A 16841-nucleotide genomic window follows, 5' to 3' on the forward strand; every position below is an offset into this window, starting at 1 on the left:
TCAGTGATCAATACCGTGGATCGCGGCGGCTGCGGCGCCGACGATGCCCGCGTCGTTCTTCAGCGTCGCGGCCACCACCTCGGTGCGTACTTCGAGCAACGGGAGCCACTTCTCGGCCTTCTTGCTGACCCCGCCGCCCGCGATCACCAGATCGGGCCAGATGAGGTCCTCCAACGCCTGGATGTAGCGGGACACCCTGGGCGCCCACTCCTCCCAGGACAGGTCCTTGTCCTCCTTCACCGAGGCCGCCGCGCGCTTCTCGGCGTCGTGCCCGTCCACCTCGAGGTGGCCGAACTCGGTGTTCGGGAGGAGCTTGCCGTCCAGGAACACCGCGCTGCCGATGCCGGTGCCGAAGGTGAGCAGAACCACCGTGCCTGACCGGTCGCGACCTGCGCCGAAGCGCACCTCGGCAAGGCCGGCGGCGTCCGCGTCGTTGAGCACCACGACGTCGGTCCGCTCGCGCCCGAGCCGTTCGGCGAACAGCGTGGCGGCGTCAAGGTCGATCCAGTGCTTGTCGATGTTCGCCGCGCTCAGCGCCGTGCCCCGCTTGACCACGCTGGGCAACGTGACGCCGATGGGGCCGTCCCACCCGAACTTCTCGACGATCTCGGCGACCACGTCGGCGACCGCGTCCGGGGTGGAGGGCTGGGGTGTGGCGACGCGCAGCCGCTCGCCGTCCAGCTCACCGGCCGTCAGGTCGACCAGACCACCCTTGATGCCCGAGCCACCGATGTCGATCCCGAACCCGCGGGTATTGCCCATCCCCGTGGTCCCTTCCTACTCGATTCAGTTCCGTGGTTTCGGAGACCCTAGCTTGGTGTGGTCCGATAGTCCCGTGCGAGTGCCTGAAGCGAAACCGGTGGACACCGACCCGCGCGCCCTGCTGGCCGTGGCCGTGCTCGTGGCCACCGAGGCGGCCGTGCTGGCGCGGGACAGCCGGCAGGCAGCGGTGGGCGAGGTGGACACCAAGAGCACCGAGACCGACGTGGTCACGGCCGCGGACAGGGCGGCGGAGCGGCTGGTCCGCACCCGCCTCGCGGAGCTGCGTCCCGGCGAGGCCGTGCTCGGCGAGGAGGAGGGCGGCGGCACCGCGCTCGACGGGCTCCGCTGGGTGGTCGACCCGATCGACGGCACGGTGAACTACCTGTACGGCTTCCCCTGGTACGCGGTGTCCGTCGCCGCCCAGCTCGACGGGGTCTCGGTGGCCGGGGCCGTGGTCGAGCCGGTCAGCGGGCGGGTCTGGACGGCGGCGCGGGGGCACGGCGCGTGGCTGGACGACGCGCCGCTGCACGTGTCGGCGGCGACCCGCCTCGACCTGTCACTGGTCGGCACGGGCTTCGCCTACGCCGCGGAGCGGCGGGCGCGGCAGGCCGGCGCCGTGGCGCGGCTGCTGCCGAGGGTGCGCGACATCCGCCGGGCCGGCGCGGCCTCGCTCGACCTGTGCGCCGTGGCGGCCGGCTGGCTGGACGCCTGCGCCGAGCACGGCCTGAACCGCTGGGACTGGGCGGCCGGCGCGCTGATCGCCGAGGAGGCCGGCGCGGTGGTGTGGCTACCCGGCGACCTGCCCGAACTGGGCGCGGACCTCACGATGGCCGTGACGCCGGGAATCGCGGCCGAGCTGCGCGCGGCCATGCTGGAGTCGGGCTTCGGCCAGGTCTGACCCAAGGCCCGCGTCGAGTGTCCTGAAGGGTCCCTTCAGGACCCCAGCGAGCGCGTTGGCCGGGTCAGCAGTGGACGTCGTGGGCGGCCTGGAGCAGCGACGGCGCCACCGAGGGGTGGCTGCTGGCGTCCGCGAGCTGGCCGCCCTGCTGGTTGGGCTGCTTGGCGGCCTGGCTGGAGAGCTGCTCGAGGACCTGCCGCGCGTTGGTGCTCGCCTTCACCTCGTCGAACTTCTTGCCGACGGCGAGGTCGACCGTGGCGTCCTGACGGTCGTCGCTGATCAGCTCGGTGCACGGCTCGACAAGGCTGAGCGTGCGGGCGGCGGCCGCGCCGTTCGGGCCGAACCGGATCTGGCCGCGGCAGCCGAGGTCGGCGGCCGTGTAGATCGGGTCGTTGTCCGGGTTGGCGGCCTGCTGGAAGCCCAGCTCGGTGAGGGTCGTGGCGGCGAAGGTGGCCGCGTTGCGCTGGGTGCTCGCGTTCAGCACGCGGAAGTGCACGTCGACTGGCGCGGCCGGATCGGTCTTGTCCAGCGCGGTGTGGCCGAGCGCCTGGCCGAGCTTGGGCTGCGGGGTGCCGGGGGCCGCCGGGGTTCCGGAGGGAGCCGCGCTGGCCGGCGCGCTGCCCGGCGTGTTGCACTTGATCGCTTCGTCGACGTTGTTCGCCTTGTCCAGCACCTTGACCCAGACGAAGACCGCGACGACGCCGAGGATGAGGAACACCACCAGGGCAGGCAACGGTCGGCGTCTCCGATACCGAGACTGTCCGCTACTCCCAGTGACGCTCGCGGGACCCACGTCCGCCGTCCTCCCTGGCGTTGCGCCGCTCGTGTGCTGTTTCACGCGTTGTTGTTCTCTTGTGTTCTTCGCCTTGATCAGCCTAGGCGTTCCCGCCGGATCCTGCGGCTCGAGGGGGGCTTGTGTCGCGGTAGCCCCGTGCGATCGGGTGGCTGCGGACAGTCAGTGCCGTCGTTTGCATCGCATCACGTCCCCCGCCTGTCGGGCAAGCCCGTCGACCAGGGTATCGGGCCTGCGTACGTGGGTTGTCTCACCCATTTGCACGCTTAAGGGTGACCCGGTACCCGAGGTCTTGCGCGGTGGGCTACCCTCTCGGCGCTCCAGGCACCGACGAGCCGGCTGGTAGAGGGATTTCCAGGGGGTTGCGGTTCGGCGGTGGGAGCGAGACCTCCATCACTTCGGATGGAGGGCACAAACCGGGGCGCTTGGACGTTGTCCAGCGGCACGAACAGTCTCCGTTGACCGCAGGGGTGAAAGAAGATGGCGACCGACTACGACGCTCCGCGTCGCAGCGAGGCCGATGAGCTCGCTGAGGACTCCCTTGAAGAGCTGAAGGCGCGGCGTAATGAAACGCAGTCCGGCGTGGTCGACGTCGACGAGGACGCGACTGCGGAGAATTTCGAACTACCAGGTGCGGACCTGTCGGGCGAAGAACTCACCTTCAAGGTGTTGCCCAAGCAGGCCGACGAGTTCACCTGCTCCAAGTGCTTCCTGGTGCACCACCGCAGCAGGCTTGCGGAGGAGCACAACGGGCAGTACGTGTGCCGGGACTGCGCCTGAGCAGCCCGTCACGCACCGCACTGCCTCGCTGGGCGGCCACCTGTCAGGTGGGCGCCCAGCGTTGCGCTGTGGCGCGCTCAGGCCGCCGCACGGGCGCCTGAGCGGGTCACAGCCCGATTGACGTCACCGCCGGACGCACTAGTGCCGGCCCGAGTCCCGAACGAGCCCTCAGCGCCGGTTGAGTCAGTGCCGGTTGATCAGGGCCGCCAGCCGGTCCGCGGCCCGGACGCTGAACACCCAGTAGGGCGTCGGGTCGTCCGGGTCGGCGACCTGGACCCGGACGATCGGGCCGACCCAGCCCCGGTGCGAGACGAACGCCGTCGGCTCCAGCTCCGGCCCGAGCGCCTTGCGCTTGTCCTTCGCCGAGATCACCTCGGCCTCGCCGAGCAGCCGCAGCGGCATGTGCGCGTCGCCGACCCGCAGCTCGCCGTCGCGGACCTCCACCTTCTGCCGCCCGAGGCGCAGCAGCACCAGGAGCACCAGCGGCACCGTGACCAGGTATGGCAGCCAGGATCGGACGCCGTGGAAACCCATGTGGATCTCGGCCGCGAGCAGCACGGCGGCCAGCAGCGGCAGCGGCCACGCCCACCACGGCACGTAGAGGCGTTCCGAGAAGTCGGGCTGTGCGTGGTTGGTCGCGCCGCCGCGAGTAGCGGCCGCACCTGCGCTGTCGGTCACGGGGTCAGGGTAATCTCGCGCGCCGTGTCCAGCGTGGAGGTCCTCCTGTCCCGGCTCGATCCGGGCATCCCACTGCCCTCGTACGCCCGACCGGGTGATGCCGGCGCGGATCTGGTGACCACGGTCGACGTGGTGATCGAGCCGGGTGAGCGCGCCGTCGTCGGCACCGGGGTGGCGATCGCGTTGCCCGAGGGCTTCGCCGGCTTCGTGCACCCAAGGTCCGGGCTGGCGGCCAGAGTGGGGCTGAGCGTGGTCAACACGCCGGGAACCATTGACGCCGGGTACCGGGGCGAGATCAAAATCTGTCTGATCAACCATGATCTGCGGGAGCCCGTCGTGCTGACGCGCGGCGACCGGATCGCGCAGCTCGTGGTGCAGCGTGTCGAGCATGCGGTGTTCCGGGAGGTCGGCTCCGTCGCCGAGCTGCCGGAGTCCGAACGCGGCGCGGGTGGGTACGGCTCGACTGGCGGGCACGGTGTGCTCGCGGCCCAGGCACCAGCAGGGGCCCGGCAGGGGACGACGGAGGGGTAGGGGCGATGTTCGGAAGGCGCCGTAAGCGCGGGCGGCACTCCGCGAACAAGGAACTCGGGCGGGCCACCGCGCAGCAGGACGAGTTCGGCGACGACGAGGCCGAGCTGGAGACCGGGGGCGACGGGCCGTACGACGAGCCCGAGGCCCCCAACGACGGGCTGTCCAGGCTGGACCTCGGCTCGATCAGGGTGGCCGTGCCGGAGGGCGCGCAGCTCCAGGTCGAGATGGACCCGTCGGGGGCGGTGCGGGCCGTGCACCTGATCACCACCGGCGGGCAGCTGACGGTGAGCGCGTTCGCCGCGCCGAAGACCGGCGGGCTGTGGCGGGAGGTCAGCGAGGAGCTGGCCACGCAGCTCAGGGACGACGGCGCGAAGGTCGTGCGCGAGCGCGGCGAGTGGGGCGACGAGCTGTCCGCGAGGGCCAACAACGCCGCGCTGCGGTTCGTCGGCGTCGACGGCCCGAGATGGATGCTGCGCGGGGTCGCGGCCGGCCCTGAGGAACTGGCCGACTCGACCGCCGACGCGCTGCGCGACCTGGTCCGCAACACGGTCGTGGTGCGCGGCAACCAGCCCATGCCGGTGCGCACGCCGCTGCCCATCGAGCTGCCGGACGCCATCGCCAAGCACATCGCGCAGGCCCAGGCCGAACAGGGCTGAGCGGGAATGTCATGAAGGGACCCTGCACGACGGTGGGTGTCGTGCAGGGTCCCTTCACGACACCCCGGCGCGGTGCCGGGCTGCGCTGAGCCAGGCGAGGAGGGCCGCGCGGCCGAGGGCTTCGCGGTCTGCGGCCATCGCGGCCAGGGTGGTGCGGCGCGCGACCGCGTTCGGCAGCGCGGCCGCCCAGACGTCCGCCTCCTCGGCCGGGTGCACCGGGTCGTCCGAGCACGCGGCGATGCCGGCCGGCACGTCCAGGCCGCGCAGGTCGGCGAGGTCCGGCCCGGGGTAGGCCGCCGCGGCGCGCAGCGAGGCCGCCAGGCCGTCGCCGTGCCGCGTCCAGGCCCGGTGCAGCTCCGCGCTCAGCCAGCCAGCGACCCCCTCGGTCGACGCGCGCAGCGTCGCGGCGAGGCCGTCCCGCTCGATCGCCGCCGCGCTCGCCCTGGCGGCCCAGGCGGCCGGCGCGTCCGAGGGGGCCGGGCCGTGCCACGCCGGGAGGGCCGCCAGCAGGCCCGCGCACCGGTCCTGGTTGCGCACGGCCCAGTTCGCCGCCACGTGCGCGCCGAGTGAGATCCCGCCGACCAGCACCGGACCGCGCTCGGCCGCCGCGTCCAGCGCGGCGAGGTGGTGCCGGACGAGGTCGACGCCGGGCACCGGGGCCGGCGCGGTCAGCGGCAGCCCGAGCGCCAGCAGCGGCCCGGCGAACACGGCCCGGACGAACACCTCGTCCGAGCCGGTTCCCGGGAGCAGCACGACGTTCTCGACCGCTCGGCGCAAGATCCCGTTGTTCACGTACACGATCCTGCACCGGATGACGACCGGTTTACGCGGACCCGGCTACCCTGGCGAGTGGACGGGCCACGGAGCTGTGGCCCCGAGCGCACAGGAGTCGGGATGGGCAGCACCGGAGGCGGTTACTGGCGCCGCCTCGTTCGCCGGCTTACCAGCGACGTGAACGAGCTGGACGCCGCCGATCTGTCCCGAAAGGCCGAGGCTGTCGGGGCGATGAAGGCGTGTGACTGTCAGTCTGGCGAGGAGGTCACCGTGCTCGGTCGGGTACGCAGCGTCGAGCTGTGCCCGAGGAACGCGGCGGCGACGCTGGAGGCCGAGCTGTACGACGGCACCGAGGGAGTCATGTTGGTCTGGCTCGGTCGGCGCAAGATCGCCGGCATCGAGCCGGGCAGAACGATCAAGGCCCGCGGCCGGATGGCCGTGCGCGAGGGACGCAAGGTGCTCTACAACCCCTACTACGAATTGCAGACGACTTCGTGACCCAGGACGGTCAGAGTGCTGCCGCCGAGGCGGAGGACGCCTCCGCCATCGGTGGCGACAAGAACGACAAGGATGAGCCGCAGCCCACGATGCTGGAGCAGATGGGCGGCATCGGCGGCCTGGTCTACTCCTCGGTCCCGGTGCTCGTCTTCGTGCTGGTCAACTCGCTGACCAGCCTCCAGCCGGCCATCTGGAGCTCGATCGGCAGCGCCGTGGTGATCGTGGCGATCCGGCTGGCACGCAAGGAGTCGTTGCAGCCGGCGATCTCCGGGTTCTTCGGTGTGGCCGTCGCCGCGTTCATCGCCTATCGGACCGGCTCGGCCAAGGGCTTCTTCCTGTTCGGCATCTACGCGAGCCTGATCTACGGCGGCGCGTTCCTGCTGTCGATCGTGGTGCGCTGGCCGCTCGCCGGCACCGTGTGGTCGTTCCTCAACGGCACCGGCACGGCATGGCGACGGGACAAGTTCGCCAGGCTCGGCTACGACCTCGCCACCCTGACCTGGGCGCTGGTCTTCGGCGCCAGGTTCGTGGTGCAGCGGTGGCTCTACGACAGCAACCAGGTCGGCTGGCTAGCCTTCGCCAAGATCGCGATGGGCTACCCGCTGATGGCCGTCGCGCTGCTCGTCACGGTGTGGGCGGTGCGCAGGGCCGACCGGCGGTTGCAGTCGCTCGAGGAGACCGCCGAGGCCGAGAACCGGGCCGCCGAGGCGCGGTTCAGCACGGCCCCAGCGGCCGAACTGCCCGAGGCCCGCTAACCAACGCTGGACACGAGGCCGTCGAGGTAGGCGTCGAGCCGCCCGTCGGTGGCCGTGTCGCCAGCCCAGCCGATGTAGCCGTCCGGCCGGATCAGCAACACCGCGCTCGTGCCGGGCGCGACGCAGTACGCGCGGCCCGCATGGCCCTCGGCGTCCACGACGTCGCCGGACGGCGCGATCACATGCCCCCGCACCAGCTTCGGGTGGCGCGCGGCCACCTCGGCGACCGCGTCGGCGTGCCGGGAGCCGAAGGCCAACAGCGTGAAGTGCGGGCCACGGAAGAGATCGAACAGGCGCAGCGGGCTGCCGTCGGCGGCCAGGCACGGCGCGTCCGGGGCGCGGTCGCCCGCCAGGACGGACCCCGGCTCCGCGCGCTCCTCACGGGCCAGCGGGCCGCCGCGATAGGTCAGGCCGAGCTGTTGCAGCGCGGGGTCGTCGCGGCGGTGCGCGTCGGGCTCGCGGTTGACGGCCTTGTGGTGCAGCGTCGAGCTGATGCCGAGCACGGCCGCGGCCACCGGCAGCCGCTCGGCCTCGTAGCTGTCCAGGAGTTCCGCCGGCGCGCCGGCCAGCACGGCGGCCAGCTTCCAGCCGAGGTTGTAGGCGTCCTGGACACCCGTGTTGAGGCCCTGCCCGCCGGCCGGCGAGTGCACGTGCGCGGCGTCGCCCGCGAGGAACACGCGGCCGACGCGGTAGCGGTCCACCATCCGGATGTTGGCCCGGAACAGCGTGATCCAGGACGAGTCGAGCAGCGTGATGTCGGTGCGGCCGGTGGCCGCGTCGAGGGTCTTCTGTAGCGCGGCCAGGGTCAGCTCGGGGGTGGCCTCGCCGTGCACCGGCGCGGTGAACTGGAAGGAGTCCGTGCCGGGCAACGGGCACAGCCCGACGCGGAAGGTCCGGCTCTCCGTCTCAGGCCAGACGTGCCAGTGCGACCGGCTCAGGCCGTCGACGGTGACGTCGGCGACCAACATCCGGTGCGTGTCAAAGGTTTCGCCCTCGAAACCGACGCCGAGGGTCCTGCGGACCGCGCTGTGTCCGCCGTCCGCGCCGACCAGGTAGCCGACGCGGACCAGCTCGGGCACGCCGTCGTGGACCAGCGTGGCCAGCACGCCGTCCGCGTCCTGCTCGAAGCCGGTCAGCTCGGTGCCGAACTCGACGTGGCTGCCGCCGAACTCGGCCAGCCGGTCCCGCAGCAACTGCGTGGTGCGCCACTGCGGGAGCATCCACGGGTTGGGGTGGGGGACGTCCGGGGTCGGCTCGCGGTGTTCGATCATCCGGCCCTCCCACACGACGTCCTCGCCCCGGTGGGCGCGGATGTCCGGGTAGTCGCCGCCCGCGGCCCGCACGCGCTCGATGATGCCGAGGTCGTCGAACACCTCCTGGGTACGTGGCTGGAGCCCTCGGCCCCGCGAGCCGACGGCCGGCGAGCCGGATCGCTCCACGATGCGGCAGGCGACTCCCCGCCTGGCCAGGTCGCAGGCCAGGGTCAGCCCGGTCGGCCCGGCGCCCACGATCAGCACGGCAACGTCGTTCATCTAGGGTCTCCTAGTGGCTGAATCTAAGTTCAGTGAATTTAGATTCAGTCTTGCTGACTGTTACCGTCCCGTCAAGGAGCGGGGGAGGGCGTGATGACGGGCATCCGGAAGCTGCGGGCCTCGGAGACCGAGGCCGCCCTGAAGGACGCCGCAAGGCGGGTGTTCGCGGCGCGCGGCTACCTGAACACGAAGATCACCGACATCACGGCGGAGGCCGGCCGGGCGGCTGGGTCGTTCTACAACCACTTCGCCGGCAAGGAGGAGCTGCTCGAGGCGCTCCTCGCCGACCTGATCGCCGGCGTCGACGCGACGATCCCCGAGGACCACCCGAGGAACTTCGCCGACCGCGCCGCGGTGCGCTGGCACGTCGAGAACTTCTGGCGGTTCTTCCGGGCGAACCGGTCCGAGATGGTGGCGCTGCGCCAAGCTGCCATGGTGGACGAGCGCTTCGCCGCGCGGGCCAGGCAGTTGCTCGCGGAGGACGTCCGACACCTCGCCGGGCACATCGAGCTGGCCAGGGACTCCGGAGTGGTCCTGCCGGGCGACCCGCTCGTGGTCGCGTCCGCGCTGTCGGGCCTGATGTGGGAGTTCGCCTACACCTGGCTGGTGTCCGGTGGCGCGGAACTGGGCAGGGAGCTGTCGGACGACGAGGCCGTCGAGACGCTGACTTCCCTTGTGCTGCACGGTATCGCCGGCCCCGCCGACGATGTCGCGGGAGGACCCGCGTAGCGCGGTCAGGCCTTGACGGCGGCCAGGAAGGCGCTGAAAGCCTTGGGGGAGAAGAGTAGGAAGGGACCGGGGAAGGCGTCGACAAGCTCGTCGCCACCCTCACCCAGGCACGGCAGCGCGCGCTGGCCCGGACTCAGTAGCCCAGCACGCGGTAGCCCAGAAACCAGTAGCCCAGAACTCGGCAGCCCTGAACTCAGTAGCCCAGCGCGGTCCGGATCTCCTGCTCGACGTCGGCCGCCGCCACGAACAGCAGCTCGTCGCCGGCCTCCAGCGGGTCGTCCGGCTGCGGCACGATCACCCGGCCACCCCTGAGGATGGTCACCAGCGCCGCGTCCCTCGGCAGCGTCAGCTTGCTCACCCGCTCCCCGGCCAACGGGGTGTCGTGCGGCAGCGTGATCTCCACCAGGTTCGCCTGCCCCTGGCGCAGCGTCATCAGCCGAACCAGGTCGCCGACGCTCACCGCCTCCTCGACCATCGCGGCCAGGATCCTCGGCGTGGACACCGCCACGTCCACGCCCCACGACTCGGTGAACAGCCACTCGTTGCTCGGCACGTTCACCCTGGCCACCACGCGGCGCACCGCGAACTCGGTCTTGGCCAGCAGCGACACGACGAGGTTCACCTTGTCGTCGCCGGTGGCCGCGATGACCACCTCGCACAGCTGAAGACCCGCCTCCTCCAGCGAGGACACCTCGCACGCGTCGGCGTGCACCCACTCGGCCTGCTCGACGGTGTGCGGCTCGAAGTGCGCGCGATCCCGCTCGATCAGCATGACCTGGTGCCCGCCGGCGAGCAGCTCCTGGGCGATGGAACGGCCGACCGCACCCGCTCCGGCAATCGCGATCCGCATCAGTGGCTCTCCTCTGGCGCCTGCGCCGCTGCGGCGGTGACCTCGGTGATCGTGCCGGACAGCGCGGCGACGTAGATCATGTCGTCCGCCTGGACCATCGAACCCGGATCGGGCAGCACGCCGGTGCCGAAGCGCATGATGAACGCCACGCGGCAGCCGGTGGCCTCCTGCAACTCCGAGATCGGGCGGCCGACCCAGTCCTCGTGCACCGGCAGGTGGATCACCGCGACCGAGCCGGACGGGTCCCGCCACGCGGCCGCGCCGCCGTCGGGCAGCAGCATCCGCAGGAACCGGTCCGTGGTCCACGGCACCGTCGCGACGGTCGGGATGCCGAGCCGCTCGTACACCTCGGCGCGCTTGTGGTCGTAGATGCGGGCGACCACGTGCTGCACGCCGAAGGTCTCCCTGGCGACCCTGGCCGAGATGATGTTGGAGTTGTCCCCGCTGGAGACCGCCGCGAACGCTCCCGCGCGCTCGATACCCGCCTCGACCAGCACCTGACGGTCGAATCCGTTCCCGACCACCTGCTGCCCGTGGAACTCGCTGCCCAGCCGACGGAACGCCTGGGCGTCCTTGTCGATCACGGACACCTGATGGTCAAGGCGCTCCAGGGACTTGGCCAGGGACGTGCCCACCCGGCCGCAACCCATGATCACCACGTGCACGACATTCCTCCTTGCTGATGCGCGCAGCACCGTACCTGCTGCCGTTCCGCCCGAGGGGGCGGGATCCCGTCAGCGGGTAGGCGTCAGCACTGCCGTGCGCGACCGCCGGATCCGACGTTACAGATCATCGGGGCCGAAACTACAGATCATCTGTCCGAAACGGGGGCCGGACCGCATACCCTCTGCTCTCGTGTCGAAGTTCGCTACCGCGATGAAGCGCCTGCTGGTCGGACAGCCGTTCCGCAGCGACCGGCTGGCCCACACGCTGTTGCCCAAGCGCATCGCGCTGCCGGTCTTCGCCTCCGACGCGCTGTCCTCGGTCGCGTACGCGCCGGAGGAGATCTTCGTGACCCTGTCGATCGCGGGGATCGCGTCGTTCACGCTCGCGCCCTGGGTCGGGCTGGTCATCGTCGTGGTGATGCTGGCGGTGGTCGCGAGCTATCGGCAGAACGTGCACGCCTATCCGAGCGGCGGCGGCGACTACGAGGTCGCCACGGTCAACCTCGGGCGGCACGCGGGGTTAACCGTGGCCAGCGCGCTGCTGGTGGACTACGTGCTCACGGTCGCGGTGTCGATCTCCTCCGCCGCGGCCAACATCGGCGCGGTGGTGCCGTTCATCGCCGAGCACAAGGTCGCCTTCTGCGTGGTCGCGATCGTGCTGATCACGGCGATCAACCTGCGCGGCATCCGCGAGTCGGGCAGCGCGTTCGCGATCCCGACCTACGCGTTCATGATCGGCATCTTCGTCATGGTCGGCTGGGGCTTCTTCCGCTCGTTCGTGCTCGGCGACTCGGTGCGCGCCGCGAGCGCCGGCATCGAGATGCACGCGCAGAACGACCACCTGATGGGCTTCGCCTTCATCTTCCTGGTGCTGCGGGCGTTCACCCAGGGCTGCGCGGCGCTGACCGGCGTCGAGGCGATCAGCAACGGCGTGCCGGCCTTCCGCAAGCCCAAGTCGCGCAACGCCGCGTCCACCCTGCTGATGCTCGGCCTGATCTCCGTGAGCATGTTCATGGGGATGATCTACCTGGCCAAGGCGACCGGCGTGGTGATCGCGGAGAACCCGTCGGAGCAGCTGGTCAACCCGCCTGCGGGTTACCAGCAGAACACCCTGGTCGCGCAGCTCGCCCAGGCCGTCTTCTCGGACTTCCGGCCCGGCTACTTCTTCGTCACGCTGGTGACCGCGCTGATCCTGGTGCTCGCCGCGAACACCGCCTTCAACGGCTTCCCGGTGCTCGGCTCGATCCTGGCCCAGGACCGCTACCTGCCCCGCCAGCTGCACACCAGGGGCGACCGGCTGGCGTTCAGCAACGGCATCCTGTTCCTTGCCGCGTTCGCGGTCGTGCTCGTGGTGGCGTTCGGGGCCGAGGTCAGCAAGCTCATCCCGCTGTACACGGTCGGCGTGTTCGTCTCGTTCACGCTGAGCCAGACCGGCATGATCCGGCACTGGAACCGGCTGCTGCGCACCGAGACCGACCCGTCGGCGCGCAGGCGGATGCGCCGCTCGCAGGCGATCAACGCGTTCGGCCAGATCATGACCGGATCCGTGCTGGTGATCGTGCTGATCACCAAGTTCACCAAGGGCGCGTGGATCGCGATCGCCGCGATGGCCGCGATCTTCGCACTGATGACGGCGATCAGGAAGCACTACGACCGCGTCTCCGCCGAACTCCAGCGGATGGGCGACGAGCCGACCATCCTGCCCTCCCGCAACCACGCGATCGTGCTGGTGTCCACGCTGCACCTGCCGACGCTGCGGGCGCTGGCCTACGCCAAGGCGACCAGGCCGGACGTGCTTGAGGCCGTGACGGTCAACGTCGACGACGCGGACACCAGAAAACTGGTCGCCGAATGGGACAAACAGGACTTCCGTACGCCGCTGAAGGTGATCGAGTCCCCGTACCGGGAGATCACCAAGCCGGTGCTCGACTACGTGAAGCGGGTGCGCTCCAGCAACCCCCGGGATGTGGTCACGGTGTTCATCCCGGAGTATGTGGTTGGCCGTTGGTGGGAGCAGCTGCTGCACAACCAGAGCGCGCTGCGCCTCAAGGGCAGGCTGCTGTTCCAGCCCGGCGTCATGGTGACCAGCGTGCCGTGGCAGCTCGCCTCCTCGGCGAAGGTGCACGACAGGTCGGTCGTCGCGCCCGGCGCGGTGCGGCGGGGCCTGGACACCCAGGCGGACGGCCGCGAGGCGCTGGCGGCGAAGAGTGAAGCAGTGCAGAGCCAGACAGCGAAGACCCAAGCAGAGAAGAGCGACAAGTCTTGACGGATCCGGACACCCTGGACTGGACCGGGCGACGGTTCGAACTCGAGATCGGCGCGGTGGCGCACGGCGGCCACTGCGTCGGCCGGTTCGACGGCAGGGTGGTGTTCGTCCGGCACGCGCTGCCGGGGGAGCGGGTGCTCGTCGAGGTCACCGAGGACCGGGGCGGCTCGTTCTGCCGCGCCGACGCCGTCGAGGTGTTCCAGGCGTCACCCGACCGGGTCGAACCGGCCTGCCCGGTGGCCAGGCCGGGGGAGTGCGGCGGCTGCGACTGGCAGCACGCGTCCTGGCCAGCCCAGCGCGCGCTCAAGGCCACCGTGGTGGCCGAGCAGCTGCGCAGGCTCGCCGGTGTCGAGGTCGACGTGCTGGTCGAGGAGCTGCCCGGCGGGCCGCTCGGCTGGCGCACCAGGACCCGCCTCGCGGTGGACGGGCAGGGGCACGCCGGCTTCCGCGCGCACCGCAGCCACCGCGTCGTGCCGATCGCGGACTGCCCGATCGCCCTGCCAGGCGCGCTGGACGACGTGCTCGCCGCGCAGTGGCCGCCCGGCGCCGAGCTTGAGGTCACCCGCGACGGCGGCGGCGAGGTGCACGTCAGCGAGTTGCCGCAGGTCAGGCCCACCAGACGGCGCGGGGCGCGGGTGCCGGTGAAGCCGAAACCGCACCGGGTGTCCGGCGGCGGGACGGCCGTGGAGCACGCCGCGGGCCGGGACTGGCGGCTGGCCGCGCACGGCTTCTGGCAGGTGCACCCCGCCTCGGCGGACACCCTGGCGTCGGTCGTCGCCGACTGGGCCAAGGCCAGCCCCGGCGCGGACGCCTGGGACCTCTACGGCGGCGTCGGGCTGTTCGCCTCGGTGCTCGCCGAGCAGGTCGGGGTGACCGGCTCGGTGCTCGTGGTCGAGTCCTCCCGGCGGGCCGTGCAGGACGGCTCGGCCGACCTCGCCGACCTGCCGCAGCTGAGCTGGCGCGCCGGCCGCGTCGAGGACGTGCTCGGCTCGCCCGAGCTGGCCGAGCAGCGGCCGGAGGTCGTGGTCCTCGACCCGCCGCGCAAGGGCGCCGGCCGGGCCGTGGTCGACGCGATCGCCGCGCGCGGGCCCGCCAGGGTCGTCTACGTGGCGTGCGACCCGGCCGCGCTGGCCAGGGACGTCGCCGGGTTCGCCGGGCACGGCTACCGGCTCGCCGCGCTGCGCGCCTTCGACGCGTTCCCGATGACCCATCACGTCGAGTGCGTGGCGCTGCTCACCTCGTAGTGCGGTGTCCGGGGACGCCTGTCGGGTCCTTCCGGGCCCAGGTCGCGCCTCGCGGCGTTGCCGCCACGCCCCCATCCAACAACGGGATGAGGACGTGGCGTCGCCTTGCGAGGCACGACCTGGATCCCGGAATCACCCCAACAACATCCCCGGACACCGCACTGGCCAACCTGAACCCCTGCACGGGCGTCTCACCTGTGTGGGTTTCCGGGGCGCGATACCGCGCCAGGGCTCTCAGGATGGTCTCCGTAGACTGTCTGGAATTGGTAAAGCCCGGCATCCCAGGTGAGGTGGAGCGGTGACGCTGCTGGAGTCCGTGCACGGACCGGCTGACCTGAAACGGCTGGAGCACGGCGAGCTGGTGCAGCTCGCCGACGAGATCCGCACGTTCCTGGTGGACAAGGTGGCCCGCACCGGCGGGCACCTTGGTCCGAACCTCGGCGTGGTCGAGCTGACGTTGGCCGTGCACCGGGTGTTCGACTCGCCGCACGACCGCGTGGTGTTCGACACCGGCCACCAGAGCTACGTGCACAAGATCGTCACCGGCCGGCGCGACGGCTTCGACCACCTGCGCCAGCAGGGCGGCATGTCCGGCTACCCGTCGCGCGCCGAGAGCGACCACGACGTCGAGGAGAACAGCCACGCCTCGACCGCGCTGTCCTACGCCGACGGCCTGGCCAAGGCGTTCCAGCTCACCGGGGCCCGCCGGCACGTCGTCGCGGTCGTCGGCGACGGCGCGCTCACCGGCGGCATGTGCTGGGAGGCGCTGAACAACATCGCCGCCGACAAGACCAGGCCCGTGGTGATCGTGGTCAACGACAACGGCCGGTCCTACTCGCCGACCATCGGAGGCCTCGCCAACCACCTCGCGTCGCTGCGGCTGCGGCCCGGCTACGAGCGGGCGTTGGAGAGTGGCAAGCGCGCCCTCCAGCAGACCCCCGTGGTCGGCAAGCCGCTGTACGCGGCGCTGCACGCGGCCAAGCGCGGCATCAAGGACGCGCTCAGCCCGCAGGCCATGTTCGAGGACCTCGGCCTCAAGTACTTCGGCCCGATCGACGGCCACGACCTGCCGGCGCTGGAGTTCGCGCTGCGCAGGGCGAAGCAGTTCGGCGGACCGGTGATCGTGCACGCGGTGACCCGCAAGGGCAACGGCTACGCGCCGGCCGAGAACCACGAGGCCGACCAGATGCACACCACCGACGTGATGGACCCGGCCACCGGCAAGCCCGTCGGCGCCAAGAAGGCCACCTGGACCTCGGTGTTCGCCGACGAGATGGTCAGCATCGGCGGGAAGCGCGACGACGTGGTCGCGATCACCGCGGCCATGCTCGGGCCGACCGGCCTCGAGAAGTTCGCGCGCGCCTACCCGGAGCGCTGCTTCGACGTCGGCATCGCCGAGCAGCACGCGATGACCTCGGCGGCCGGCATGGCCATGGGCGGCCTGCACCCCGTGTTCGCCGTGTACGCGACGTTCCTCAACCGGGCGTTCGACCAGCTGCTGATGGACGTGGCCCTGCACCGCCAGCCGGTCACGGTGGTGCTCGACCGCGCCGGCATCACCGGCCCGGACGGCGCCAGCCACCACGGCATGTGGGACCTGTCGATCCTCGGCGCGATCCCGGGCATCCGGATCGCCGCGCCGCGCGACGCCGGCAGCCTCCGCGAGGAGCTGCGCGAGGCGGTCGCCGTTGACGACGGCCCGACCGTGCTGCGCTACCCGAAGGCGGCCGTCGGGCCGGACCTGCCCGCGCTGGAGCGGCTCGGCGTCGTGGACGTGCTGCGCAGGCCGAGCGTCGGCGAGTACACCGACGTGCTGCTGGTGGCCGTCGGGGCGTTCGGTGAGCTCGGGCTCGCCGCCGCCGACCGGCTGGCCGACCAGGGCATCGGCGTGACCGTGGTGGACCCGCGCTGGATCACCCCGGTGCCGGCCGACCTGGTCGAGCTGGCCGCCGCGCACCGGCTCGTGGTGACCATTGAGGACGGTGGCCGGCACGGCGGTTTCGGGTGGGCGCTCGCGGCCGCGCTGCGCGATGCCGGAGTGGACACTCCGCTGCGTGATCTCGGTGTGCCGCAACGGTTCCTGGACCACGGGACCCGGGAGCAGGTGCTCGCCGAGATCGGCCTGACCGCGCAGGACGTGGCGCGTCGGGTGACCGAGTGGACGGTCGGTTCGCCGGCCGAGCGGGCGACCACGGTGACCCAGGAGGTCGCCGCCGTCGACAAGCAGGACCGGCGTTGACCGGGGTCGGAGTCGACCCTGTGGCACGGTGGTGAGAGTTCCTAACACGGTGGCGTTCGATCAGGGAGCGGCGTCCAGGTGGATGAGCTGCAAGGCGAAGGAGGGAGCCATGACGGAGTCATGGTGACCGACGACAACGCCGCAGATCGTTCGCCTGGGCGTCGCGAGCCGAACAGTCATCGTGTTAGGAG

General features: G+C 71.4%; 16 protein-coding genes and 1 pseudogene. 10 read left to right on the forward strand and 7 right to left on the reverse strand.

Annotated features, from left to right (window positions below; all coding sequences use genetic code 11):
* The gene (gene ppgK, locus F0L68_RS29640) at positions 1 to 762 is read right to left on the reverse strand and encodes a polyphosphate--glucose phosphotransferase (protein WP_149853128.1); all 762 of its coding nucleotides are present in this window, start codon (positions 760 to 762) and stop codon (positions 1 to 3) included.
* Between the two features lie 97 nt (positions 763 to 859).
* Here ppgK and F0L68_RS29645 point away from each other — a divergent pair, with 97 nt between their 5' ends.
* Positions 860 to 1660: an inositol monophosphatase family protein gene (locus F0L68_RS29645; RefSeq protein ID WP_149853171.1), complete on the forward strand. Its 801-nt coding sequence runs from the start codon at positions 860 to 862 to the stop codon at positions 1658 to 1660.
* A 64-nt stretch (positions 1661 to 1724) separates the two neighbouring features.
* Here F0L68_RS29645 and cei read toward each other — a convergent pair whose 3' ends face one another.
* A complete protein-coding gene (gene cei / locus F0L68_RS29650) occupies positions 1725 to 2498 on the reverse strand; it encodes an envelope integrity protein Cei (RefSeq protein WP_223199248.1) in 774 nt (257 codons plus the stop codon).
* A 435-nt stretch (positions 2499 to 2933) separates the two neighbouring features.
* On the opposite strand from cei, the gene F0L68_RS29655 reads away from it, so the two are divergent.
* Positions 2934 to 3233 (forward strand): DUF4193 domain-containing protein, encoded by a 300-nt coding sequence (locus tag F0L68_RS29655; RefSeq protein ID WP_149853130.1) that lies wholly within the window; start codon positions 2934 to 2936, stop codon positions 3231 to 3233.
* Positions 3234 to 3416: 183 nt separating this feature from the next.
* Here F0L68_RS29655 and F0L68_RS29660 read toward each other — a convergent pair whose 3' ends face one another.
* On the reverse strand, positions 3417 to 3911 hold the full coding sequence (locus tag F0L68_RS29660) for a DUF3093 domain-containing protein (RefSeq protein WP_149853131.1): 495 nt from the start codon (positions 3909 to 3911) through the stop codon (positions 3417 to 3419).
* A 24-nt stretch (positions 3912 to 3935) separates the two neighbouring features.
* Here F0L68_RS29660 and dut point away from each other — a divergent pair, with 24 nt between their 5' ends.
* Together dut and F0L68_RS29670 are read left to right on the forward strand one after the other, a co-directional pair.
* Positions 3936 to 4442 carry a dUTP diphosphatase gene (gene dut / locus F0L68_RS29665; RefSeq protein ID WP_149853132.1) on the forward strand — a complete coding sequence of 169 codons (507 nt, stop codon included), beginning with the start codon at positions 3936 to 3938 and terminating at the stop codon, positions 4440 to 4442.
* A gap of 5 nt (positions 4443 to 4447) precedes the next feature.
* Entirely contained in the window at positions 4448 to 5098 is a 651-nt protein-coding gene (locus F0L68_RS29670) for a DUF3710 domain-containing protein (protein ID WP_149853133.1), read from the forward strand.
* A 54-nt stretch (positions 5099 to 5152) separates the two neighbouring features.
* Here the strand turns inward: F0L68_RS29670 and F0L68_RS29675 are convergent, their stop codons facing one another.
* Complete coding sequence (locus tag F0L68_RS29675) at positions 5153 to 5890, reverse strand: alpha/beta fold hydrolase (protein WP_223199249.1); 738 nt, start codon at positions 5888 to 5890, stop codon at positions 5153 to 5155.
* Between the two features lie 102 nt (positions 5891 to 5992).
* Here F0L68_RS29675 and F0L68_RS29680 point away from each other — a divergent pair, with 102 nt between their 5' ends.
* Both F0L68_RS29680 and F0L68_RS29685 read left to right on the forward strand, forming a co-directional pair.
* On the forward strand, positions 5993 to 6370 hold the full coding sequence (locus F0L68_RS29680; RefSeq protein ID WP_149853134.1) for an OB-fold nucleic acid binding domain-containing protein: 378 nt from the start codon (positions 5993 to 5995) through the stop codon (positions 6368 to 6370).
* 89 nt (positions 6371 to 6459) lie between these two features.
* Entirely contained in the window at positions 6460 to 7125 is a 666-nt protein-coding gene (locus tag F0L68_RS29685; RefSeq protein ID WP_149853173.1) for a DUF3159 domain-containing protein, read from the forward strand.
* Here F0L68_RS29685 and F0L68_RS29690 read toward each other — a convergent pair.
* On the reverse strand, positions 7122 to 8657 hold the full coding sequence (locus tag F0L68_RS29690; protein ID WP_149853135.1) for an FAD-dependent oxidoreductase: 1536 nt from the start codon (positions 8655 to 8657) through the stop codon (positions 7122 to 7124). The two genes, F0L68_RS29685 and F0L68_RS29690, sit on opposite strands and share 4 nt — an antisense overlap.
* A gap of 93 nt (positions 8658 to 8750) precedes the next feature.
* Here F0L68_RS29690 and F0L68_RS29695 point away from each other — a divergent pair, with 93 nt between their 5' ends.
* Positions 8751 to 9386 (forward strand): TetR/AcrR family transcriptional regulator, encoded by a 636-nt coding sequence (locus F0L68_RS29695; protein WP_149853136.1) that lies wholly within the window; start codon positions 8751 to 8753, stop codon positions 9384 to 9386.
* A gap of 193 nt (positions 9387 to 9579) precedes the next feature.
* On the opposite strand, the gene F0L68_RS29700 is transcribed toward F0L68_RS29695, so the two are convergent.
* Both F0L68_RS29700 and F0L68_RS29705 read right to left on the reverse strand, forming a co-directional pair.
* Positions 9580 to 10236 (reverse strand): potassium channel family protein, encoded by a 657-nt coding sequence (locus F0L68_RS29700; protein ID WP_149853137.1) that lies wholly within the window; start codon positions 10234 to 10236, stop codon positions 9580 to 9582.
* Positions 10236 to 10937: pseudogene (locus tag F0L68_RS29705) on the reverse strand (potassium channel family protein); the annotation flags it as partial. The gene F0L68_RS29700 and the pseudogene F0L68_RS29705, both read right to left, overlap by 1 nt.
* Before the next feature lie 154 nt (positions 10938 to 11091).
* Between F0L68_RS29705 and F0L68_RS29710 the strand changes: the two are divergent.
* The 3 genes from F0L68_RS29710 (at position 11092) to dxs (ending at position 16650) form a co-directional block, all read left to right on the forward strand.
* Positions 11092 to 13167, forward strand: a complete 2076-nt coding sequence (locus F0L68_RS29710; RefSeq protein ID WP_149853139.1) for an APC family permease — start codon at positions 11092 to 11094, stop codon at positions 13165 to 13167.
* A complete protein-coding gene (locus F0L68_RS29715; protein ID WP_223199250.1) occupies positions 13164 to 14411 on the forward strand; it encodes a class I SAM-dependent RNA methyltransferase in 1248 nt (415 codons plus the stop codon). Before F0L68_RS29710 ends, F0L68_RS29715 begins: the two co-directional genes overlap by 4 nt.
* A 298-nt stretch (positions 14412 to 14709) precedes the next feature.
* On the forward strand, positions 14710 to 16650 hold the full coding sequence (dxs, locus tag F0L68_RS29720; protein ID WP_149853140.1) for a 1-deoxy-D-xylulose-5-phosphate synthase: 1941 nt from the start codon (positions 14710 to 14712) through the stop codon (positions 16648 to 16650).
* Positions 16651 to 16841 lie beyond the last annotated feature (191 nt).

The sequence above is a fragment of the Solihabitans fulvus genome, from assembly GCF_008386585.1.
Taxonomy (GTDB): Bacteria; Actinomycetota; Actinomycetes; order Mycobacteriales; family Pseudonocardiaceae; genus Solihabitans; species Solihabitans fulvus.